Origin of the sequence: Anaerocaecibacter muris, assembly GCF_943192945.1 — a bacterium.
Lineage (GTDB): Bacteria > Bacillota > Clostridia > Christensenellales > Pumilibacteraceae > Anaerocaecibacter > Anaerocaecibacter muris.
Genome location: NZ_CALPCE010000002.1, coordinates 163166 through 185393 on the forward strand (window position 1 = coordinate 163166; position 22228 = coordinate 185393).

The 22228-nt window shown below is 54.4% G+C and carries 18 protein-coding genes; 14 read left to right on the forward strand and 4 right to left on the reverse strand.

The window, feature by feature from the left end:
- Positions 1 to 59: 59 nt before the first annotated feature.
- Positions 60 to 1490 carry a serine/threonine protein kinase gene (locus NFR57_RS02365; protein WP_251182231.1) on the reverse strand — a complete coding sequence of 477 codons (1431 nt, stop codon included), beginning with the start codon at positions 1488 to 1490 and terminating at the stop codon, positions 60 to 62.
- Positions 1491 to 1497: 7 nt separating this feature from the next.
- Complete coding sequence (locus NFR57_RS02370) at positions 1498 to 2247, reverse strand: PP2C family protein-serine/threonine phosphatase (protein ID WP_251182232.1); 750 nt, start codon at positions 2245 to 2247, stop codon at positions 1498 to 1500.
- A gap of 249 nt (positions 2248 to 2496) precedes the next feature.
- On the opposite strand from NFR57_RS02370, the gene purE reads away from it, so the two are divergent.
- The 11 genes from purE to NFR57_RS02425 all read left to right on the forward strand — a co-directional run bounded on the left by purE (position 2497) and on the right by NFR57_RS02425 (position 15978).
- The gene (purE, locus tag NFR57_RS02375; protein ID WP_251182233.1) at positions 2497 to 2991 is read left to right on the forward strand and encodes a 5-(carboxyamino)imidazole ribonucleotide mutase; all 495 of its coding nucleotides are present in this window, start codon (positions 2497 to 2499) and stop codon (positions 2989 to 2991) included.
- 24 nt (positions 2992 to 3015) lie between these two features.
- Entirely contained in the window at positions 3016 to 3729 is a 714-nt protein-coding gene (purC, locus tag NFR57_RS02380) for a phosphoribosylaminoimidazolesuccinocarboxamide synthase (protein WP_251182234.1), read from the forward strand.
- 215 nt (positions 3730 to 3944) lie between these two features.
- Positions 3945 to 4967, forward strand: coding sequence for a phosphoribosylformylglycinamidine cyclo-ligase (gene purM / locus NFR57_RS02385; protein WP_251182235.1), 1023 nt, complete (start codon positions 3945 to 3947; stop codon positions 4965 to 4967).
- A 63-nt stretch (positions 4968 to 5030) separates the two neighbouring features.
- The gene (gene purN, locus NFR57_RS02390; RefSeq protein ID WP_251182236.1) at positions 5031 to 5648 is read left to right on the forward strand and encodes a phosphoribosylglycinamide formyltransferase; all 618 of its coding nucleotides are present in this window, start codon (positions 5031 to 5033) and stop codon (positions 5646 to 5648) included.
- Positions 5649 to 5667: 19 nt separating this feature from the next.
- Positions 5668 to 5970: a hypothetical protein gene (locus tag NFR57_RS02395; protein WP_251182237.1), complete on the forward strand. Its 303-nt coding sequence runs from the start codon at positions 5668 to 5670 to the stop codon at positions 5968 to 5970.
- A 23-nt stretch (positions 5971 to 5993) separates the two neighbouring features.
- Positions 5994 to 7622, forward strand: a complete 1629-nt coding sequence (gene purH / locus NFR57_RS02400; protein ID WP_251182238.1) for a bifunctional phosphoribosylaminoimidazolecarboxamide formyltransferase/IMP cyclohydrolase — start codon at positions 5994 to 5996, stop codon at positions 7620 to 7622.
- A 223-nt stretch (positions 7623 to 7845) separates the two neighbouring features.
- On the forward strand, positions 7846 to 9174 hold the full coding sequence (purD, locus tag NFR57_RS02405) for a phosphoribosylamine--glycine ligase (protein WP_251182239.1): 1329 nt from the start codon (positions 7846 to 7848) through the stop codon (positions 9172 to 9174).
- A gap of 221 nt (positions 9175 to 9395) precedes the next feature.
- A complete protein-coding gene (locus NFR57_RS02410; RefSeq protein ID WP_251182240.1) occupies positions 9396 to 13181 on the forward strand; it encodes a phosphoribosylformylglycinamidine synthase in 3786 nt (1261 codons plus the stop codon).
- A gap of 113 nt (positions 13182 to 13294) precedes the next feature.
- A complete protein-coding gene (locus tag NFR57_RS02415) occupies positions 13295 to 13912 on the forward strand; it encodes a DUF5673 domain-containing protein (protein ID WP_251182241.1) in 618 nt (205 codons plus the stop codon).
- A gap of 65 nt (positions 13913 to 13977) precedes the next feature.
- Positions 13978 to 14490: a hypothetical protein gene (locus NFR57_RS02420; RefSeq protein WP_251182242.1), complete on the forward strand. Its 513-nt coding sequence runs from the start codon at positions 13978 to 13980 to the stop codon at positions 14488 to 14490.
- Positions 14491 to 14646: 156 nt separating this feature from the next.
- Complete coding sequence (locus tag NFR57_RS02425; protein ID WP_251182243.1) at positions 14647 to 15978, forward strand: hypothetical protein; 1332 nt, start codon at positions 14647 to 14649, stop codon at positions 15976 to 15978.
- A 278-nt stretch (positions 15979 to 16256) separates the two neighbouring features.
- Here the strand turns inward: NFR57_RS02425 and NFR57_RS02430 are convergent, their stop codons facing one another.
- Both NFR57_RS02430 and NFR57_RS02435 read right to left on the reverse strand, forming a co-directional pair.
- Entirely contained in the window at positions 16257 to 16568 is a 312-nt protein-coding gene (locus tag NFR57_RS02430; RefSeq protein ID WP_251182244.1) for a helix-turn-helix transcriptional regulator, read from the reverse strand.
- Positions 16569 to 16820: 252 nt separating this feature from the next.
- Positions 16821 to 17867, reverse strand: coding sequence for a UDP-N-acetylglucosamine--N-acetylmuramyl-(pentapeptide) pyrophosphoryl-undecaprenol N-acetylglucosamine transferase (locus NFR57_RS02435; protein ID WP_251182245.1), 1047 nt, complete (start codon positions 17865 to 17867; stop codon positions 16821 to 16823).
- 179 nt (positions 17868 to 18046) lie between these two features.
- Here NFR57_RS02435 and NFR57_RS02440 point away from each other — a divergent pair, with 179 nt between their 5' ends.
- The 3 genes from NFR57_RS02440 to NFR57_RS02450 all read left to right on the forward strand — a co-directional run bounded on the left by NFR57_RS02440 (position 18047) and on the right by NFR57_RS02450 (position 22206).
- Positions 18047 to 18973, forward strand: a complete 927-nt coding sequence (locus NFR57_RS02440; RefSeq protein ID WP_251182246.1) for an alpha/beta fold hydrolase — start codon at positions 18047 to 18049, stop codon at positions 18971 to 18973.
- Positions 18966 to 19427 carry a tRNA (uridine(34)/cytosine(34)/5-carboxymethylaminomethyluridine(34)-2'-O)-methyltransferase TrmL gene (gene trmL, locus NFR57_RS02445; protein ID WP_251182247.1) on the forward strand — a complete coding sequence of 154 codons (462 nt, stop codon included), beginning with the start codon at positions 18966 to 18968 and terminating at the stop codon, positions 19425 to 19427. The genes NFR57_RS02440 and trmL overlap by 8 nt, the downstream gene beginning before the upstream one ends.
- Positions 19428 to 20253: 826 nt before the next feature.
- The gene (locus tag NFR57_RS02450) at positions 20254 to 22206 is read left to right on the forward strand and encodes a DNA gyrase/topoisomerase IV subunit B (protein ID WP_251182248.1); all 1953 of its coding nucleotides are present in this window, start codon (positions 20254 to 20256) and stop codon (positions 22204 to 22206) included.
- The last annotated feature ends 22 nt before the right edge of the window (positions 22207 to 22228 follow it).

Sequence of the window (22228 nt, forward strand, 5' to 3'; positions counted from 1 at the left end):
GCAATATAAAAACGCGCGGGGCGGTTGTGCCTCGCGCGTTGCGCTTTACGGTTATTCTATTACTTTTTGAACAGTTTGGAGAATATGCTGCCCGTCGTTTTCTGTTTGGTTGTTGCGACGGGCGATTGCTTTGCCGCGGGCGGTTGTTTTTCCGTCGCCGTCGATTTGGCGGTCGGGGTTTTGACTATTACTTTGCGTCCGCTCTGTTCGGGGGCGGTCGCTTCCGTCGCGCTTTTGGCGGTTGCTTTTCGGGTCGAGGCTTGCGCCGTCGGCGTTTCCGCTTTTGGCGGGACGGCTACGCGCGTGCCCGTTACTATATGCTTTTGCGTTTCTGTCGCGGGCGGCTTTGTCGCGGTCGTCGCCGTTGCCCGTGCGTCGCGTTTTGCGGGCTCGGCTTTTGCCGTCGGCTTGTCTGTCGAAACCATAGCAACTGTGCGCGCGACTACCGTCTTTTTGGGCGCGGCGGACGGGGGAGCGGTGACTGCGCTGACTGCTTTTCGCGGCGCGCGCGGGTTATAAAGCCCGTTCATCATGCTCTGAACGTCCTGATACCGCTTTTTCTTATCGACGGCGAGCGACTTCATAAGCGCGTTCTCCACGCCCAAGTCGATGGCGATGCCCAGCTCCGACGGGCGTTTGATGGCTTCCTTGCCCATGACGACGCGTATCGATTCGGGCGGAAGCGTGCCGGTAATAGCGTAATACACGGTCACGCCCAGCGCGTACACGTCCGTCCACGGACCTTGGTCGCCGTGCGTGTCGTACTGTTCGGGCGGGGCGAAGCCCTGTTTTAAAACAATGGAAAGCGATCTGCCGTCGGGGTTGGAATACTTGGCGGCGCCGAAGTCTATCAGTTTGACTTCGTTCTGTTTGGTGATGAGTATATTGTCGGGCGAAATATCGCGGTGGATAAGCCCGAGCTTATGTACTTGCGTAAGCGAATCCATGACGGGGCGCATAATGGTAAGCACTTCGTCAACGCTTATTTTTCCGCCTTTGCGTTGCAAATACTTTTTGAGCGACACGCCGTCGAGAAATTCCATGACGATATAAGCCGTGCCGTTCGCCGAAAAGAAGTCGCGGACATTGACCACGCCCGCAAGGTTTTTAATCTTGGCGAGCGCGCGCGCTTCCTCTACAAACCGTTTAAGACCGCGGTTGCTCGCGGCTTGGTTCTGCTTGGAGTTGATAATGACCTGATTGTTGCCCGCGACACGCGTAACATAGCCCGACGGAAAGTATTCTTTTAGCGCGACTTTAATACCTTGCTGTAAATCCCACGCAAGGTAAGTAATGCCGAACCCGCCTTCGCCGAGCGCTTTGCCGACGAGGTATCTGTTTTGCGTGCCGATAACGGTGCGCTGGGGCAGGTGGTGCGGCGGCGACGGCGTGTCGTCCGCCTTGTGATGACAGTTCATGCACACGCGGTTGGAATCGAGGTCGCCGAAGCAGTACATGCAAATGTTTTTGTTAGTGCGAATTCTTGCCATGGGTAAATCAGTCGCGAACCATTGCGACTATAGCGGAATAGTTGTCGTTGTATTTGGTCACGCGCGCGAGCAAACGCTGTTCCATTTTGACCAGCGCCTCTTCGGGCGTGGACGAGGACGCCAAATCCTCTTCCATTTCCTCTTCGTACACGTATTCCCAAAACCCGTCCGTGCACAGGATAAACGCGTCGCCTACGGCGAGCGGGGTATTGTAAATATCGCAGTCGGGCGGAATATAGTAATCCGAGCCGAGCACGCGCGTCAGTTTGTTCTGGTCCTTATCCGACCGAATATCGCGCAACGGGATTCTGCCCATTTCGACGGCAATCTGCGACAGAGAGTGATCCTTGGTCTGGAAATGCAGTTTGTTGTTTTTAAACAGATAAACGCGAGTGTCGCCTATGTGCGAAATAACCGTTGTTTTGTAGTCGGTGGTTACGCAAGCGACGGTCGTGCAAGACGAGCGAATTTTGGGGTTGCGTTCCTTTTCGTCAACGACGCGGTTGTGCGCGGACTGAACGTAACTTTGGCAGTATTCGGGTTTTACGGCGCGTTCGGGGTCGAGCTGTTTGACCTGCGAGTACGCCTCTATGATTTTTGTCGAGCAAATACGGCTTGCGACCTCGCTGCCGTAATACGAGCCGAGCCCGTCGCACACGACGAGGCATGCGCCGTCGCTCGCAACGGCGAGGTCGAGATAATCCTGATTGTATTCGCGACCGCCCTGCTTGCAAATAGAACTTGTAAGTAACTGCATAAATACTCCGTTTGACAGGCATTGATACTTTATATTATATATTATGCGCGAAGCATAGTCAAGAGTTTTGGCACAATGCAATATGGTTTTGCGCGAATTGCGCGGACAATAGGCGTTATCAAATACGGTCAAAATGCGCTTGTACGATTGACAACAGTCGGCGGAAGTAGTATAATTAAACAGGCGAAAGAGCCGTAAGCATTGCGCGGCGCGCGCGGTCGCGGCTTTTTTGCAAGCGAGGATAATCGTATGCGCAAGATAGCAGTAGTAATGGGGTCGAAGTCCGACTTCGACAAAGTAAAGCCCGTATTGGATACGCTCGATAAATTCGGCGTGGAATATACCGCGCGTGTACTTTCCGCGCACCGCACGCCCGACGAGGCGATAGGTTTCGCGCGCGACGCGCGTAAAAACGGTTACGGCGCGATAATAGCGGTGGCGGGTAAAGCCGCGCACCTCGGCGGTGTGCTCGCGGCGGCGACGACGTTGCCCGTAGTCGCGTTGCCCGTATCGACGTCTTTTCTCGACGGACTGGACAGCGTGCTGTCCATACTGCCCATGCCGAGCGGCGTGCCCGTCGCGGTTATGGGCGTAAACGCAGGCGTAAACGCCGCGCTGTTCTGCGTGCGCATGCTCGCGGCAACCGACGACGCGCTCGCTGAAAAGTACGAAAAATACGTCGAGGACATGCGCGTAAAAACGCTTGCCGACGACGCGGACTTACAAAAACAACTCGATAAATAACCTGCATTTCAAGGAGATACATAAATGAAAGCGGAGCAAAAAGAACAGCTTTACGAGGGCAAAGCCAAAAAGGTGTTTGCAACGAGCGATCCCGACTTGGTCATCGTCAGCTACAAGGACGACGCGACGGCGTTCAACGGTCTTAAAAAAGGCACTATCGTCGGCAAGGGCGTAATAAACAACCGCATGAGCAACTACCTCATGGGCTTGCTCGCCAAAGAGGGAATAGAAACGCATTACGTCGAGGAGCTGTCGGACAGCGACACGCTTGTCAAGCACGTGCAAATAGTTCCGCTCGAAGTCATAATGCGCAACGTGGTCGCGGGTTCTCTGTCCAAGCGCACGGGCTTGCCGGAGGGCGCAATCCCGTCCATGCCGATTTTGGAACTGTACTACAAATCGGACGAACTGGGCGACCCCATGATAAACTCCGATCATGCGCTTGCGTTCGGCTGGGCGACCCAAGCCGAGCTCGAACAGATAGAGAGCATGGCGCGCAAAATAAACGAAATACTCAAAAAATTCTTTGCGGGCGTGGGCGTTGACCTCGTCGATTTCAAGATAGAATTCGGCAGATACAAAGGCAAGATAATACTCGCCGACGAAATCAGCCCCGACACGTGCAGGTTCTGGGACAGCAAGACAAAAGAAAAGCTGGATAAAGACAGATTCCGCCGCGACATGGGCGGCGTCGAGGGCGCATACCACGAAATGATGCGCCGCATAGGACTGAAATAATCTTTTTAAGCGCGTAGTGTACGATTACGCGCTTTATAAATTTACAGGCGAACGCGCCGTCGCGGACGCGTCGAGGCAAACCGCGTTGCGGCGCACGGATAAGCGCAACCGCGGAAAACGCATTGAGATTAAACATTGCAAAAATATCGCGCGCGATAGCGCGGCGACAGCCGTTAAAACAAAAAAAAGCAAATAACCACTACAAGGATACTTATATGGACGACAACAAGAAAATCACTTACGCCGATGCGGGCGTGGACGTAAACCGCGGCTATCAGTCGGTTGCAAAGATAAAAGCGCATGCCGCTTCGACTTTCAACAAGAACGTGTTGCAAGGACTGGGCAGTTTCGGCGGGTTCTACTCGCTCGACGGCGAGAACGGCGACGTGCTCGTCGCGGGCACTGACGGCGTGGGCACAAAGCTCAAATACGCGTTTTTGTCGGGGCGCAACGACACTGTCGGCATCGACTGTGTGGCGATGTGCGTCAACGACATCGTTTGTCAGGGCGCAAAGCCGCTGTTGTTTTTGGACTACATAGCGACGGGACGGATAAACCCCGACGTGGTGGCGGACGTTGTAAAGGGCGTTGCCGACGGTTGCAACCAAGCGGGTTGCGCGCTTGTCGGCGGCGAAACGGCGGAAATGCCGTCCATGTACGGCGCGGGCGAATACGACCTCGCGGGCTTTTCGGTCGGCATAGTCAAGCGCGACAAAATAATCAACGGGCAAACAATCACGCCCGGTTGCGCGCTTGTGGGGCTTGCGTCGAGCGGGCTTCACTCCAACGGATTCTCGCTTGTGCGCAGGCTGTTGGGCGAGGACGTGGAAAAATTGGACGCGGACAAGTCGCTCGGCAGATCGTTGCTCGACGCAATACTCACGCCCACGCGCATATATGTCAAAAACGTGCTTGCGCTCGCGGCGGAGTTCGATATTTTGGGACTTGCCAACATCACGGGCGGCGGGTTTATAGAAAATATCCCGCGCATATTCCCCGACGGCGTGGGTTGCAAAGTGGACGTCAAGTCTTTCCCGCGCCCCGATATTTTCGGTCTTTTGGCGGAAAAATCCCGCCTCTCGGACGCGGAGCTTTACAACACGTTCAACATGGGTATCGGCATGGTCGCGGCGGTGCGCGCGGACGCGGCGGACTCGTTTGTCAAGCGTGCCAACGCGATAGGCGAAAAAGCGTACATTATCGGCGAAACGGTAAGCGGCAACGGCGTTATACTTTAACGTCGCGGCGAGCAATCGCATAACGGAACAGACAAACAAACACGGCATAACGCAAGGAAAAAAATGAAAAATATAGCTGTAATGTTTTCGGGCAACGGCACCGATTTTCAGGCGCTGATTGACGGGCAAAAGAACGGCGCGTTCGACGGACGTATCGTCGTTGCGATAGCGAGCAACGACAGGGCGTTCGGCATTGAGCGCGCGCGGCAAGCGGGCATAGACTGTTACGTGTGCGCAAAGTACGCGTACAGAACGGAAGAGGCTCGCGACACGGCGGTGCGCGAAATCTGCGTAAGGTACGGCGTGGACTTGATAGTGCTTGCGGGCTACCTCGGCATACTCACCGACCCGCTGTTGGACTGGTACGCGGGCAAGATAATAAACATACATCCCGCGCTGTTGCCAAAGTTCGGCGGCAAAGGCATGTACGGGCTAAACGTGCATAAAGCGGTAATCGAAGCGGGCGAAACGGTTAGCGGCGCGACGGTGCATTATTCGGTCAAGGAGATCGACGCGGGCGCGATTATTTTACAGCGGTCGCTGGACGTCCTGCCCGACGACACGCCCGAAAGCCTGCAAAAGCGCATACTCGAACAGATAGAGCACCCGCTGTTGGTGGAGGCTGTCGCAATGCTATGCGCGCAAGAGGACGAACCTGTCGTCGAGGAAGACGAAGAATAACAATCGGGAGCGAATAATTATGGAACGCGAAACGCTTACGGCGTTGATAGAAAACGGCTATGCCGACGAAGCGGGCTTGGCGGCGGAAGTCGCTTGCTCGGACGGCGTAAAATATTTGTGCGTAAACGGCGAAGTGGTCACGCTCGCCGCGGGCAATCCGCCGACGAAGGTCTTTTCGGATTCGATAGACAAGCTGGAAAATCTTACGGTCAAAAGCGGACTTTTTAAAAAGCGCGTGTGCTTTACGCACAACGGCGAAAACTACGACCTTGCCGTCAAGAGCGGCAAGAACGTCGTCGAGTATTTTAAACTCATAGGATAATAACCATTACGGGAGATATAAAAATGGCAGTAAAAGCGACAAAGCGCGCGCTTGTCAGCGTGAGCGACAAAACGGGAGTAGTCGAGTTTTGCAAAAAGCTCGAAACGCTCGGTTACGAAGTGGTTTCGACGGGCGGAACGCTCAAAGCGTTGTTGGACAACGGCGTAAAGGCGATTTCCATATCGGACGTGACGGGTTTTAAAGAGTGCCTCGACGGACGCGTTAAAACCCTGCACCCCGCAGTGCACGCGGGTTTGCTTGCGCGCCGCGACGAAAAAGAGCACATGGACAGCCTCAAAGAAATGGGCTATCGCACAATAGACCTCGTTGCGGTCAACCTGTATCCGTTCAAGCAGACTATCGAAAAGCCTAACGTCACACTCGAAGAAGCTATCGAAAACATAGACATAGGCGGACCGACCATGCTGCGCAGCGCGGCAAAGAACTACCGCGACGTGCTTGTCGTGTGCGAACCCGCCGACTATGCGGAAGTGCTTGACCGCATAGAAAAGGGCACGGACGATCAGACGTTCAGATTGAGCCTGTCGTACAAAGTTTACCGCCATACCGCGGCATACGACTCGCTTATTTCGTCGTACATGCAACGGCTTTTGGGCATAGAATTCCCCGAGCACATCACCTTTGCATACGACAAGGCGCAGGAATTGCGATACGGCGAAAACCCGCAACAAACGGCGGTGTTCTACAAGGAACAGACCGCGCGCGCGGGTGCGCTCACCGCGGCTAAACAGCTTTGGGGTAAGGAACTGTCGTACAACAACATCAACGACGCAAACGGCGCGTTGGAACTGTTAAAAGAATACGCGGGCACGCCTGCGGTCGTCGCGTGCAAGCACGCCAACCCTTGCGGCGTGGGTACGGGCAAGTCCGTTTACGAAGCGTATATGCGCGCATACAACTCCGACCCCGTGTCTGTGTTCGGAGGAATACTCGCAATAAACGGCACGGTGGACAAGGACACCGCGACCGAAATCAACAAAATATTTATCGAGATTGTCATGGCGTCCGACTACACGAAAGAGGCGCTTGAAATCCTTGAAAGCAAAAAGAATATACGCCTGTTACAGATTGACAACATCACGGCGAAGCGCGACAACACGGCTTACGACATGAAAAAAGTGTACGGCGGCTTGCTTGTTCAGCAGTACGACGAAACGCTTATAGCGGGCGAGGACAGGAAGCTGTTTGAAACCCCCGCCGAGGTCAAGACCGAAACGCTGTCGAGCGGCAAGACAAAAACGGTGTACGGCAACGGCGTAGTCACCGACCGCAAACCCACCGCGGAAGAAGTGGAAGCAATGCTGTTCGCGTGGAAGGTAGTAAAGCACACCAAATCCAACGCCATAGTCATAGGCAAAGACGGCAGAACGACGGGCATAGGCATGGGGCAGACCAACCGTATTTGGGCGGCGAAACAGGCGATAGAACACGCGGCGGACGAAGCCAAAGGCTCGGTAATGGCGAGCGACGCGTTCTTCCCGTTCGACGACTGCGTAACGGTCGCGGCGGAAGCGGGCATTACCGCCATAATCCAACCAGGCGGCAGTCTGCGTGACGAAGACTCCGTAAAAGCCGCGAACGCCGCGGGGATTGCGATGGTGTTTGTGGGCGATCGACATTTCAAACACTAATTCGAGCGCGTTTGCATTAACGAGCGCGTGTAGCTCGCGTGATACGCGCTACGTTCGGTTCGCCGCCTCGGTCATGTAGGTGGGTCTACACTCCCTTCGGCGGCTCGCCGACTGTTGCGCGTCTGACGCGGCTCTCCGCACTCTTATTTGCGACATATAAAATTCGCAATCAAATTTACACATTATTTTAAAACCTGAAAACTTGACTTATTCGGAGGAACAAATGTCCGAAAATTCAGTAAAGACGACTGCGCGGTACGTGGACTTGCGCGAACTCGAATACGACGGCGACGACGTTTTGGTCGTAGGCGGCGGCGGGCGCGAACATGCGATAGTAGCCAAACTGCGCGAGAGCAAGCGCGTCGGCAAGATTTACGGCGCGCCGTGCAACGCGGGTACAAACGTCATAGAAACGGGCTTGTCCGCGACGGATATAGACGGAATCGTCGAATATGTCGCGGCGCACGACAATATAAAAATGACCGTCGTCGCGCCGGATGACCCGCTGTCTATGGGGCTTGTCGATAGGCTTACCGAGCGCGGTTTTCGCGCGTTCGGACCTACCAAATCCGCCGCCCGTCTCGAATGGTCCAAGGCTTATGCCAAGGACGTTATGCGGCGCTACGGCGTTCCTACCGCGGCATACGGCGCGTTTACCGATACGGAACAGGCAAAAGCGTTTGTAAAATCGGGCAAATACCCCGTAGTCGTCAAGGCGGACGGGCTTGCGCTCGGCAAGGGCGTTATTATATGCCAAAACGAAGCCGAGGCGCTTGCCGCGGTCGATGAAATCATGCTCGACAAAAAGTTCGGCGCGGCAGGCAACGAGGTGGTTATAGAACAGTTTTTGACCGGTTACGAAGTGTCGCTGTTGACTTTTGTAGACGGCGTCAATTACAAACTCATGCCCACGTCTTGCGATCACAAGCGCGCGCTCGACGGCGACAAAGGTCTTAACACGGGCGGCATGGGCGCATATTCGCCGTGCCCGATATTCACAAAAGAATTGCTTGACAAAACGGTCAAGACGGTAGTCGAGCCGACAATCGCCGCCATGATAAAAGAGGGCGCGCCCTTTAAAGGCGTGCTGTATTTCGGACTGATGGTGGACGGCGACGACGTGCGCGTGCTCGAATACAACGCGCGATTCGGCGACCCCGAAACGCAAAGCGTATTGCCGCTGTTAAAGTCCGACCTTTACGAAATATTTAACGCCGTAATCGACGGCACGCTCGACCGCATGCGGGTCGAGTGGTCGGACAAAAAGTCGATAAACGTCGTGCTTGCGAGCGGCGGCTATCCGCTCGGCTACAAAAAAGGTTGCCCCATAAGCGGGCTTACCGAGGTCGATAACGACGTAAACGTATTTTTTGCGGGCGTCAAGCGCGGCGACGACGGGCTTGTCACGAGCGGAGGCAGAGTGTTGTGCGTTCAGGCGGCGGCGGACGACTTTGCTACCGCGCGCAAAAAGGTTTACGACAATATCCGAAAAATCAAGTTCGAGGATTGCTATTACCGCAAGGACATAGGCGCAAAGCTCGCCGAACGGTAAAACGCAATTGTATAAATGCGTGCTTTTAATTACATAAGCACAATCCATAAAGATAACTTCCCGTCGTTCGACCGACGGGCACAGCCATTTCCACCCATCCTTATTCGGGTGAAACGTAAAACAACCAATTAAAGCCGACACACGAAAAAAATCCAATCTGTGATTGGCGAACCGCCGCAAAACGATAAAGCGGTAAAACGTACTCAATAAAAAGGTCAATCATGATTAAAAGAATTTACACCGAAAGACAAGCAAGCAACGCCGCGCTAATCGCGGACATTAAAGAAACGTTGGGCATAACGGTTGCCGCGCGCGCGTTCATACGTTACGACGTGGAGGGGCTTACAAACGAGCAGTTTGCCGCGGCTGTGCCCGTCGTGTTTTCCACGCCCGCGACCGACGACGTGTATATCGAGGACTTGCCGACGACGGACGGCGAGCTGTTTGCGATAGAATATCTTGCGGGGCAGTTCGACCAGCGCGCGGACTCGGCGAGCAGTTGCGTGCAGTTGCTTTTGGGCTGCGACAGACCGCAAGTGCGTTGCGCCACGGTGTACGCCGTGCGCGCGAGCGAAAAAAAGATTGACGCGATTAAAAACTATCTTGTCAATCCCGTGGAAAGCCGTCTCGCGTCGCTCGACAAACCGACGACGTTGGAACAAAAAATCACCCCGCCCGAACCCGCAAAAATGGTGGAGGGCTTTACGACCAAGCCGTATATCGCGCTCAACATGTTCTACAAGGAGCAGGGCTTTGCAATGAGCCTCGACGACCTTGTGTTCGTGCAGTCGTACTTCCGCAGTCTGCGGCGCGACCCGACGTATACCGAACTCAAAGTCATAGACACGTATTGGTCGGATCACTGTCGGCACACGACGTTCCTGACTGCGTTAAAAACAAAAATCAAATCGGACAACCCGCATATAGAAAAGGCTTACGCCGACTATACGGATATGTTCAATCTCATGTATAACGGCAGGGACGACAAGTATCCGTCGCTTATGGACGTTGCGACAATCGGCGCAAAGGTGTTGCGCAAAAACGGTTACGCGGCGGCGGTGGACATTTCGCCCGAAATCAACGCGTGCACGATCAAGCAGGACGTTGTAATGAAAGACGGGTCTGTCGAACCGTGGTACGTGCTGTTTAAAAACGAAACGCACAACCACCCGACTGAAATCGAGCCGTTCGGCGGCGCGGCGACGTGCTTGGGCGGCGCGATACGCGACCCGCTGTCGGGCAGGGCGTATGTGTATCAGGCAATGCGCATTACGGGCGCGGCGGACATCAACGCGCCGTTCGATAAAACGCTCGAAGGCAAACTGCCGCAACGCGTAATAAGCAAGCGCGCGGCAAAAGGCTATTCGTCTTACGGCAATCAGATAGGGCTTGCGACGGGCGAAGTGCGCGAATACTACCATGCGGGCTATGCGGCAAAGCGGCTGGAAACGGGCTTTGTAGTAGGCGCGACCCCCGCGCAAAACGTCGTGCGCGAAGTGCCGCAAGCGGGCGATATAGTCGTGCTTATCGGCGGGGAAACGGGCAGAGACGGTTGCGGCGGCGCAACGGGTTCGTCCAAACCCCACGACGCGCACTCCATAGAAACTTGCGGCGCGGAAGTACAAAAAGGCAATGCGCCGATAGAACGCAAACTGCAACGGCTCATGCGCAACGGCGAGTTTACTCGGCTTATAAAGCGTTGCAACGACTTCGGCGCGGGCGGCGTGGCTGTCGCCGTGGGCGAGCTTGCGGCGGGACTGGATATAGAGCTGGGCGCAGTGCCCAAAAAGTACGCGGGTCTGTCCGCGACCGAGCTTGCCATATCCGAAAGTCAAGAGCGCATGGCGGTGGTCATCAAAGCGGAGGACTTGGACAAGTTTACCGCGCTCTGTCACAAGGAAAACACGGACGCGACGGTTATCGCCAAAGTCACCGACACCGACAGAATGAGAATGTATCTCGACGGCAATCTTATCGTCGATCTCGAACGCAAATTTTTGGACAGCAATGGCGTGCGGCAGGAAGCCACCGCGCTTATAAAAGACCCCAAGGTCGGATATTTCGGATCGCTCAACGCCAAGCGCGCCGCGCTTTACAACAAGGGCGACTATACGTCGCTCATGTGCGACATACTGTCGGACTATAACGTGTGCTCGCAGAAAGGTTTGGGCGAAATGTTTGACTCGACTATCGGCGCGAACAGCGTGTTCATGCCGTTCGGCGGCAAGCGTCAGCTTACGCCCACCGAGATAATGGCGGCAAAATTGCCCGCGGACACCGATTTTTGCACGGTTTGCTCGCACGGGTTATCGGCGGTATTGCCCGAATCCCCGTTCGTAGGCGGTATGTACTCGGTAATCCTCGCGGTGGAAAAACTTGCCGCGGCGGGCGTGCGACCGGAAAACATTTACTTGACGATGCAGGAATTTTTTGCGCGGTGCACGGACTCCGAAAAATGGGGCGCGCCCATGTCCGCGCTGCTCGGCGCGTTGACGGCGCAAATAAAACTCAAACGCGCGGCGATAGGCGGCAAGGACTCCATGTCGGGCACGTTTGAAAAAATTTCCGTGCCGCCCACGCTCATAGCGTTCGGGTGCGGCGTTGCGGACAGCGCGGTCGTCGCGGACAATACGTTCAAAGCGGGCGGCGAGCGCGTGTACAGATACAAACTAAAACGCGACGAGTACGGCGTGCCGGACTTCGACAACCTCAACGACTTTTTGATGTTGCTCGCGGGCGAAATCGGCAGGCAAAACGTAACCGCTGCGGCGGTCGTGGAACGCGGCGGCGCGGCGGCGACTGTAATAAAATCGTGTTTCGGCAACGGCTTGGGCTTTGCGTTCGCGTCCGCGGACAGGGATCTGTTCGAGGAGAGCGAGGGCGATATAGTGTTCGCGGCGCGCACGGGCGACGACTTTTTCGGTTACGACCTCGCGTTCTTGGGCGTGACGACGGACGACGGAAAATTCCTGTTCGGCGCGAATATTACGCGCACGGCGGACGACAGCGACATAATTTTCGACGGCAAGGAAGCGGACGGCGCAAAGCTGTCGGCGAGCTTTACCGACGTGTTCGAGGGCGTGTATCCCACAACCGCGCCCGCAAGCGGCGAGGCGACCGACGTGTCGTATACGCAAGGCGTTAAACTTCCCGCCAAAAAACAGACGGGCAAGGGCAAGTGCGCCGCGGGCAAAAAAGCCAAAGTCAAAGTGTTTATTCCCGTGTTCCCGGGCACCAACTGCGAAATAGACACAGCGCGCAAGTTCGAGGCGGCGGGCGCGCAAGCGGAAATTTTTGTTGTGCGCAATCGCACTCCGCAGGACGTGGAAGAGTGCGTCAAAGCAATGGCAAAGTCGCTCGGCACGAGCAAAATTCTCGCGCTCCCCGGCGGATTCTCGGGCGGCGACGAGCCGGACGGAAGCGCGAAATTTATCGCCGCGTTCCTGTCCAATCCCGCGGTAGCCGAAGCGATAGAAAAAATGCTGTACGAGCGCGACGGACTGGCTATGGGCATTTGCAACGGGTTCCAAGCACTTGTCAAGCTCGGACTGTTGCCGAGCGGACATATCCACGCGCCGCGCAAGACCGACCCCGTACTCACGTTTAATAATATAGGCAGACACGTGTCCACGCTTGCGGATATTCGCGTGTGTTCAAATTTAAGCCCGTGGCTGTGCGGACTTAACGTCGGCGACGTGTATCAAGTTCCCGTGTCGCACGGCGAGGGCAAGTTCTTTGCGGATAGCACGGTAATCGACGAGTTGGTGCGCAACGGGCAAGTAGCGACGCAGTATTGCGACCCCGACGGGCATGCAACCATGATAAGCCCGTACAACCCCAACGGATCGGTGCTCGCCATCGAGGGCATAACAAGTCCCGACGGCAGGGTGTTCGGCAAAATGGGTCACAGCGAGCGTGTCGGCGAATTTGTGCTCAAAAACACCGCGGAATGTTACGCCAAAACGGATATGCGGCTGTTTGAATCGGGCGTCAAGTATTTCAAATAACGCGTAAAATACAATAGCGATAATCGACAGAAAAAGCGGCGAGCGGCATAAACAACCGACCGCCGCTTTTTCACCGCTTGACAATTCGGCGAATATGCTATATAATAATCGGCATGACGAGATATTTGGTCACGGTGATTGTCACCGCAATAATCGCGTGCGGCTGTTCGGCGGTGCTTATAGAAAAGTCCGTCAAGCTGATTATTCGCCAGATAAAGCTGTATCACTCGATTACGCTTGTCGAGCTTAAAACGCGCAAGATTTTCTATTGGGTGTTCGCGGTGATTATCGGTTTTCTCATATTCTACACCGTCATGCAAATGGCGGATCCCGCCGCGCCCAGCGTGACCGAGTTTAATAAAATTTTCGGCGTGGGTCGGTTGCACACGAATATCGCGCTCATGTTCGCGCTTATTGTATTGATAGCTTCGGAAGCGTTTATAATAACGCTCGGCGTCAGTAAAAATGCGGTAGTCGATAAGGGCGTGTATACCAACTTCGACATGCTCGACTGGCATCAGGTGCGCGACTATATAATAGACGAGGAGCAGGGCATTTTGGTGCTGTCGTCCGATAAGAACACGTTTTCCACGCTTCGGCGGCTCACGACGCCGTTTAAGGTCGCCAAGTCGGACGTGCAAAAACTAAAATTCATACTCAACAAAAACAAAAACAAGTTTTCGGACTTCGACGCGCCTATCGCGTCGGACTCCGCGCAACAACCGCTTTAACGGTTTTAATCTTTTTAGCTGTTGTAAAAGCCGTCGCCCTGTAACCGCTTTTGTCCGAGGAATAAATGGCAAAGACTATCGATCAGATTTTGGACGATTTGGTTGTGCCGGAAATGGAGTACGAACCCAAGTACGACGTAGGCAAAACAAAATCGAAAACGCAACAACGGGTAGCCGTCACAATCGACGAAATACCCGAGGTCGTGTTGCCCAAAACCAAAGCCGAAATGTACAGGGAAGCCAAGGGCAGACTGAAAGAAAAAACTTCCGCCGCGAGCAAGCGCGACGGCGCGCCGCGCCGCACAGCCAAGACATCGGCAAAGGTAAAAACCGTCGAGCTGGAAATCGCCGCGGTGTCCGAAACGGCGGAACGCGCCGAGAGCGAAAGCATAAAGCTGATGTTGGAGCAGTTAAAACGCCCGCTCGACGAGCCTATTTGGGTGGGCGGCGCGGAGGAGCTTGTGCCGTTTGCATGGCGCAACCCGCTTGTCGCCGACATCAAAAAGCCCAACAAGTACTATCGTCAAGCCGTGCGCGAAGCGCGATCCGCAATGTTGCCCGCGCTCCGCGATAAATAGAATAAACAGTTCGCAATTTGCGCCGCGCCCGTCGCGGCGTTTTATGTTGCGGAAAAAATCGTTGCACCGCAAAAATTGACTGATTTTGCGCCGACAAACTCAACCGCGTGCGCGTGTGCTACAATGCGTATATAAACGCAAAAAAGGTGAACGGGTATGCGGTTGAACAAGAGGCAGATTGCCGTAATAACTGTTTTAAACGTGGTAATAGCCGCGCTTGTCGCGGCGATATTTCTGTTGCCCGCGGTCGCGTCGGCTAACGGCGGAGGCGGCGGCAACGGCGGAAACACGGACGTAATAACTCCGCCGACCGACGAGCACGAAAAACTACGCGAGCCGACGGCGGGGCGCGTGCCGCAAATACAGCGCGAAACTCGACTGATGGGCACGGGCGACGAAACCGTCGAGGCGGTGCATTTCGTGGACGGAATAGCGTTTATCTTCGGCAACGCGACGGTGAGCGGACTGGACTTCGACAGCTACGGCGGCTTTTTGTGCATGGTCGGGTCGAAGGGCAATATTTTGGGCTTTACATACTTCGACGGTAGGCTTACCGCGGTCGGCGTTGCCGAGGGCGGGTTTGCCGCGGCGACGATTGTGCGCGGCGGCACGGACGAGGCGGTCGCTCGGCTGTACTCGGTCGATTACGACGGCAAGGCGGAGGAGGTCGCAACGCTCGACGGCGCGGCGTCCGACATCATTGCGATAGGCGGCACGCGCGTCGCCGTCGTCACAAAGCCCAACGTCAATTCGTTCAAGCTCACCGAATATGCGGTGACGGGCGACGGCTGGGCGGCGGAACACAACACCCGCATAACGAGCGGCTACACCCTCGATTATTTCGACTGTTACCGCTTGGGCGACGGGTATATACTCGCGGCGCGCGCGTACAGCCTGCCGCGATACGATTCGATAGTGTTTTACACATTCGAAGCGGGCGGCGACGCGACGGCGCACTTTTACGGCGGGAGCGGCGACAGCATTATGCAACCTTATGCGGTCATGCCGTACCCCGAAGGTTACGTCGCGCTGTGTCGGCGCAACGGCGTAGCGGCTATTGTTACCGTCGATTATACGTTTATGAGCTACCGCAGGGATTTGCTCGGCTTTGCGTTTGACGGCGCGCGCCTGTTGTATTGCAACGACCTGTATTACGCCTGTTTCGATAGCGCGGACGGATCGACCGTGTACGAGCTCGACGAAAAACTGAACCGCAGAACGTTGAGCGCGGCGGACGGCATGTCTCCGAGCTGCGCTATTAAGTCCGCGGGCGCGATAATAGTCGGCGCGACCGACGACGGCAAAGCGAAATTGACAGACGCGTCGGGCAGTCGCGCGCTGTCGCTCGATATTCAAAGCGGCGTATTCTACGGCGGGTATCGCACTACCGACGGAAACACCGTAATAGTTCTGTCCGCAACGGGCGGCGACGCATTGACCGCGCCGTCGGGCGGCAGGGACGTGTACGTCATTTGCGTAAAAATATAAGGTAATCGAGCAAACGGGATTTTATATAAAAACGAAAAAACAATCTATCATTTCGAGCGAAATTGCTTTACGCCTTTGCGGCGGTTCGCCTAGATCCCTCGACTGCGCTCGGGATGATGGGTGTATAAGCATTTCTTTTCTATATATTATACCGAAGCGACCGAGCCTTTTCACTCATCATTTCGACCGAAGCGAGGAACGAGCGAAGCGGAGAAATCAAGGCGTTAGCCGCACTTATCATAATACCGCCGCAATGATGTAAAGCTGTCATTAAATACTTACTTCAAAAACGCGAGTATCAAAAACTTGACTGCGTTGCGCTGTTCGGCGGTCAGCCGCTTTATCATCTTGGACAGAATAAGCGTTTCTTGCGCGTCGCCGCTCGCCGAGGCAGGGTAGTGATCTCTCCCGAAAAGTTCGTCGATACTCACGTCGAATATTTCCGCAAGCCGCAGTATCGTGTCGCAGTCGGGTTCGCTCGTTCCGTTTTCCCAGTTGCTCACGTTGCGCTGTACGTTGTCTATGCGTTGCGCAAGTTCCTTTTGCGTCATGCGACACTCCTCGCGCAACTCCTTTATTTTGAGTTTCATAATCGACCCCGTTATGTATATTTTTTACTACAATACCAAAAAAATTACTTAAAATGCTTGACAAAGTAAAAAATATGCTATATAATGTCGATAAATAGTAAATTATTTACTATTTATGGGAATTAACGCTATAAAATTTCTATAAGCGGCAATAATTCCCGAGTGAAACGGGGTACGCGCAAGAAATTGCGTTACCTATAAATTTTCCCCCATAATATGAGAGTGTCGTCCTTCGGGGCGGCACTCTCATTTTTAAGCGTTTTGGGTCGGCTGTTGCGCGATTGTTTCGCGTATGATTTTGCAAATGCGCGCCGTGCCGTCAACTGCTATGCCCGACATTGTCGAAACGTACTTGAACTTATTTTTGTACATGTCGCGCGCGGTTGCAACAAGGCTGTCCGCGGTCATGTCGGCTTCGCGCAGCAATTTTATCGCGCCCTTGTTTTTAAAGTGTTCGGCGTTTTGGAGTTGGTCGCCGCGCGACGCTTTTTCGAGCGGGATTGCGACGGTGGGTACTTTAAGCGCAATGCACTCGGCAAGCGCGTTTGCGCCCGCGCGGGTGATAATCACGTCGCAAGTCGCGTAAAGGTCTTTCATGTTGTTTTCAAACTCGACGGGGCAGTAGCCTGTCTGCTTGGGCGCGCCCGACTTATTTTTGCCCGTGACGTGAATAACGTCGAAAGTCTTTAACAGTTCGGGCAGGGCGGCGACGGTGCAGTCGTTTATAGCCGTCGCGCCCGACGAGCCGCCTATGACGGCGAGCACGGGCTTGTTGCCGTTAAGCCCGTAAGCGGCTTTTTTGCTCGCGCCGCGGTACAGTTCCTGATTAAGCGGGGTGCCGACGTACAGACCGTTTTTGAACTTTTGCGCGCAGTCCTCGAACGCGCAAAGCACGTATTTGCTTTTGCGCTTTGCGAGCTTTGTTGCAAGCCCCGCCGAAAAATCGCTTTCGTGGCTCAACACGGGTATGTTCTTTGCAGCGAGCACGGCGGGGAGCGCGGCGTAACCGCCCTTGCTGAAAATGAGTTGAGGGTTGATTTCCGCGAGCGCGGCTTTGGCGGACTTGACGCACGAAGTCAGTTTAAAGGGCACGGCTATGTTTTTAAACATGGCGTCGCGGCGGAACTTAACCGTTTTTATGGAGTAAAAGGGAATACCGCGTTCGCGGCAGATGTTTTTTTCCATGCCGTCGCCGCCGACGTACACGCAGTTGTATTCCGATTTAAGTTCGTTTATAAGCGCAATGTTGGGCATGACGTGTCCCGCCGTGCCGCCGCCTGCGAATACTATGGTTTGCATAACTACTCCTTTTTTTTCGCCGACCTAATAGCGCGGGCGGCGTTTGTTTGATATTCGTTTGTCGGTAGACGTTGCGCGCCGCCATGCGCGGTAAAAACCGCGCCGCAACGCTATTGACAAGTTCAATCTTTCATTGTATAATATATATCCGTAAGCATGCTTTTATGAGTGGAGGTATTATGACAACCGAGTATGTTACTATGCGCGACGGCAAGAACGTCGCGGTTACTTATTGGGATAACGTAAAGTCGCCGCGCGCGGCGGTGGTGATGGTGCACGGCATGTGCGAATATATTGCGCGGTATAACGATTTCTGCGAGTTTTTGGGTCAGAGCGGTTACAATGTTATCGGCATGGACAATCGCGGGTTCGGCGATACCGACGCGGACGCGCGCGGTAAAGGCTATGCGGGCATGTTCGAGGCGACGGTGGACGACATTGCGCGCGAGGTGGAAATTGCCAAGGCGCGCTGGAACGTCGAGCGCGTGTATGTGATTGGTCACAGCTACGGCAGTATTTTAACGCAGCGTTTTATAGAGCGGTATTATTCGGAAGTATCGGGCGCGATACTGTGCGGCACGACCATGCAAAGCGGCGTAATGCTGTCGCTCGGCAAGCGCATCGCCGCAAAAAAGGTCAAAAAGAACCCCGACGCCGATGGCAAGTTTTTTGCGAAAATGACGTTCGAGGCGTATGACAAAAAACTCAAAGACGGCGTCAACGGTTGGATCAACCGCGACAAAGCCGAGGTCGAAAAGTACAACGCCGACGAGAAATGCGCGGGCGTGGGTATTTGCTCTGTCATGTTCTATAAAGAAATGTTCGGCGGGCTGGACAGTATAAACAAGGAGCGCGGCAACACGCCCGGCGCGTTCCCTTTAATGATAGCTTCGGGCACGGACGACGGCGTGGGCGGGTACGGCAAGCTGATTAAAAAACTGGTAAAGGATTACCGCAAGCACGGGCTTTATCCCGTCGTCAAGATGTACGAGGGCGGGCGGCACGAGCTGTTGAACGAAATTAACAAGGGCGTTGTTTACGAGGATATTGTAGGCTTCCTCGACGACTGCGAACAGACGACGGAAAGAGATACGGCGCATGTTTAACATAGTTTTGGTAGAGCCCGAAATTCCGCAGAACACGGGCAATATTTCGCGCACCTGCGCTTGTACGGGCGCGGCTTTGCACATAGTAAAGCCCATGGGGTTCGAGATTACCGACGCAAAGCTCAAACGCGCGGGGCTCGATTATTGGGACAAGCTCGACTTGACCTATTACGAAAATATCGACGAATTTTTTGAAAAAACTCGCGGCGGGCGGTATTTCTATCTGTCCAAAAAGGCGAACAAGCGTTATTGCGACGTCAAGTTTGCCGACGGGGATTATTTGGTGTTCGGCAAGGAAACGAAAGGCTTGCCCGAACATATCGTGTTCGACAATCCCGAAACGGCGTTGCGCATACCCATGGCTAACGGCTTGCGGTCGCTCAATCTGTCCAACACCGTCGCGCTTGTTCTGTACGAGGCTTTGCGCCAAACGGGTTTCGACAATTTAGTTTAGATATAGTTAGTAAGTGCTGTTCTTCTTTGCGGCGGTTCGCCTTGATTCCTCGACAAGCTCGGAATGATGGGTAGCGGGCATTACACTCCTATCATTTGACAAAACACATAATAGCGTGTCAAGCCTTTTCTCCCATCATTTCGACCGAAGCGAGGAACGAGCGAAGCGGATAAATCAAGGCGTAGCCGCACTATGGAATAGTTGTGGGTGTCGGTTGTTGGTAATAGCCGCGCTACAATGCGGCGGTTCGCCTGGATTCCTCGGCTGCGCTCGGGATGATGGGGAGCGTGTAAGGGCTGTTACTCTTTGCGGCGGTTCGTCTTGATTCCTCGGCAAGCTCGGAATGACGGGTAGCGGGCATTACACTCCTATCATTTGACAAAACACATAATAGCGTGCCAAGCCTTTTCTCCCATCATTTAGACCGAAGCGAGGAACGAGCGAAGCGGAGAAATCAAGGCGTAGCCGCACTATGGAATAGTTGTGGGTGTCGGTTGTTGGTAATAGCCGCGCTACAATGCGGCGGTTCGCCTTGATCCCTCGACAAGCTCGGAATGATGGGGCGCGTGTAAGGGCTGTTACTCTTTGCGGCGGTTCGCCTAGATCCCTCGACTGCGCTCGGGATGATGGGGAGCGTGTAAGGGCTGTTACTCTCTGCGGCGGTTCGCCTTGATTCCTCGACTGCGCTCGGGATGATGGGGAGCGTGTAAGGTCGGTATTGCGTTATCATATATTGTTTATTCTTAATTTTGAATTGTTTTAATTTTCTTGCAAAAAAAATTCAATTATGTTACAATGAACTGTATGCACATTTCGGAGGACTGTTATGTCGGATTATAGTGCCGGTAATATTCGGGTATTGGAAGGTCTTGACGCGGTGCGGCTTCGCCCCGGTATGTATATCGGAACGACGGGCGTTAAGGGCTTGCATCATATATTGTGGGAAATAGTGGACAACTCTATCGACGAGGTGTCCAACGGCTTTGCGACGGGCGTAACCGTCACTATTCACGCGGACGGAAGCGCGTCGGTCGAGGACGACGGGCGCGGTATTCCCGTCGATATACATCCGAAACTGGGCGTTTCCGGCGTCGAGGTCGTTTTTACGCAACTGCACGCGGGCGGCAAGTTCGACAGCAGTAACTACGCGCACTCGGGCGGACTTCACGGCGTGGGCGCGTCCGTCACCAACGCTTTGTCCGAGTGGCTCAAAGTCGAAGTGTTTAAAAACGGCACGACTTATCGCATGGAGTTCGAGTCGCGCACGGTCAACGGCGAGGTCAAGGGCGGTCTGCCCAAGTACAGCCTTATCGACACGGGCGAAAAAACGGACAAGCACGGGTCATACGTGCGCTTTTTGCCCGACAAACGCATATTCGAAACGGTAATTTTTCAGTTTGAAACAATCGCGCGCAGGCTCAAAGAACTCGCGTTCCTCAACAAAGGTTTGCGCGTCAAACTCATTGACGAGCGCGTGCGCGTGGGCGAGGGGTATCGCTCGCTCGAATACTGCTACGACGGCGGTATCGTTGACTTTGTCAAGTACATCAACGAGGCGCGCAATACGCTGTACGACGAGCCTATTACGGTGAGCGGCGAGCGCGACGGCATTGCCATGGAAGTGGCGTTCCAGCACACCGACGCGTATACGGAGAACTTATTTTCATACGTCAACAATATTCCGACGACCGAGGGCGGCACGCACGAAACGGGCTTTAAGGCGGCGTACACCAAGGTAATGAACGACTTTGCGCGCAGGGTCGGCATGCTCAAAGAAAAGGACGCCAATCTTTTGGGCGACGATTACCGCGAGGGTTTGACTGCGGTGCTGTCGGTGCAAATGACCAACGTTCAGTTCGAGGGACAGACCAAAACCAAGCTCGGCAACCCTGCGGCGCGCATTGCGATCGAGGGGCTTACTTCTCAACTTTTGGGCGACTATTTCGCCGATCCGAAAAATGCCGCCGTCGGCGAAGCGATACTCAAAAAAGGCTTGCTCGCGGCAAAGGTGCGCGAGGCGGCGCGCAAGGAAAAGGAAATCACTCGCGCCAAAAACGCGATTGACAACTTTAATCTTGTCGGCAAACTCACGCCGTGCACGGGTAAAAAACCGGAGAATAACGAGTTGTTTATAGTCGAGGGCGACAGTGCGGGCGGCACGTGCAAACAGGCGCGCGCGCGGTCGTATCAGGCGATATTGCCGTTGCGCGGCAAACCGCTTAACGCCGAGAAAAAGCGTATAGACCAAGTTCTTGCCAACGAGGAAATCCGCACGCTTATTTCCGCACTGGGTTCGGGCATAGGCGAGGACTTTAACGTGGACAATCTAAATTACCACAAGGTCATTATTTTGTCCGACGCGGACGTTGACGGATATCATATCCGCGCGATACTTTTGACTTTCTTCTTCCGCTACATGAAGGACTTGATAAACGAGGGACATGTCTATATCGGACTGCCGCCGCTGTACAAGATAGAAAAGGGCAATCAGGTGGAATACGCTTACGACGACGACGCGCTCGCGGAGGCAAAGTCGCGGTTCGGCAAGGGCGCGCAGGTTCAACGATATAAGGGCTTGGGCGAAATGAACGCCGATCAGCTTTGGGAAACGACCATGGATCCCAAAAACCGCGCGCTTATGCAGGTGTCCATAGAGGACGCGGCGGAAGCGGAAAAATTGGTATCCGTGCTCATGGGCGATGCTGTCGAGCTTCGCCGCGAATACATTATCGAGCACGCGGACTTTAACAAAGTAGATTCTTTTAACCCCAACAAATAATTAGTCGGCGAACCGACGGCAA

Excerpts from the sequence above, each read along its gene's own strand:
- NFR57_RS02420 (WP_251182242.1), top strand. The coding sequence starts at position 13,978 with ATGGCAAAGACTATCGATCAGATTTTGGACGATTTGGTTGTGCCGGAA.
- NFR57_RS02430 (WP_251182244.1), bottom strand. The coding sequence starts at position 16,568 with ATGAAACTCAAAATAAAGGAGTTGCGCGAGGAGTGTCGCATGACGCAA.
- NFR57_RS02450 (WP_251182248.1), top strand. The coding sequence starts at position 20,254 with ATGTCGGATTATAGTGCCGGTAATATTCGGGTATTGGAAGGTCTTGAC.
- trmL (WP_251182247.1), top strand. The coding sequence starts at position 18,966 with ATGTTTAACATAGTTTTGGTAGAGCCCGAAATTCCGCAGAACACGGGC.
- purC (WP_251182234.1), top strand. The coding sequence starts at position 3,016 with ATGAAAGCGGAGCAAAAAGAACAGCTTTACGAGGGCAAAGCCAAAAAG.
- purE (WP_251182233.1), top strand. The coding sequence starts at position 2,497 with ATGCGCAAGATAGCAGTAGTAATGGGGTCGAAGTCCGACTTCGACAAA.
- purD (WP_251182239.1), top strand. The coding sequence starts at position 7,846 with ATGTCCGAAAATTCAGTAAAGACGACTGCGCGGTACGTGGACTTGCGC.
- NFR57_RS02395 (WP_251182237.1), top strand. The coding sequence starts at position 5,668 with ATGGAACGCGAAACGCTTACGGCGTTGATAGAAAACGGCTATGCCGAC.
- NFR57_RS02370 (WP_251182232.1), bottom strand. The coding sequence starts at position 2,247 with ATGCAGTTACTTACAAGTTCTATTTGCAAGCAGGGCGGTCGCGAATAC.
- purN (WP_251182236.1), top strand. The coding sequence starts at position 5,031 with ATGAAAAATATAGCTGTAATGTTTTCGGGCAACGGCACCGATTTTCAG.
- purH (WP_251182238.1), top strand. The coding sequence starts at position 5,994 with ATGGCAGTAAAAGCGACAAAGCGCGCGCTTGTCAGCGTGAGCGACAAA.
- NFR57_RS02440 (WP_251182246.1), top strand. The coding sequence starts at position 18,047 with ATGACAACCGAGTATGTTACTATGCGCGACGGCAAGAACGTCGCGGTT.
- NFR57_RS02415 (WP_251182241.1), top strand. The coding sequence starts at position 13,295 with ATGACGAGATATTTGGTCACGGTGATTGTCACCGCAATAATCGCGTGC.
- NFR57_RS02365 (WP_251182231.1), bottom strand. The coding sequence starts at position 1,490 with ATGGCAAGAATTCGCACTAACAAAAACATTTGCATGTACTGCTTCGGC.
- NFR57_RS02435 (WP_251182245.1), bottom strand. The coding sequence starts at position 17,867 with ATGCAAACCATAGTATTCGCAGGCGGCGGCACGGCGGGACACGTCATG.
- NFR57_RS02425 (WP_251182243.1), top strand. The coding sequence starts at position 14,647 with ATGCGGTTGAACAAGAGGCAGATTGCCGTAATAACTGTTTTAAACGTG.
- purM (WP_251182235.1), top strand. The coding sequence starts at position 3,945 with ATGGACGACAACAAGAAAATCACTTACGCCGATGCGGGCGTGGACGTA.
- NFR57_RS02410 (WP_251182240.1), top strand. The coding sequence starts at position 9,396 with ATGATTAAAAGAATTTACACCGAAAGACAAGCAAGCAACGCCGCGCTA.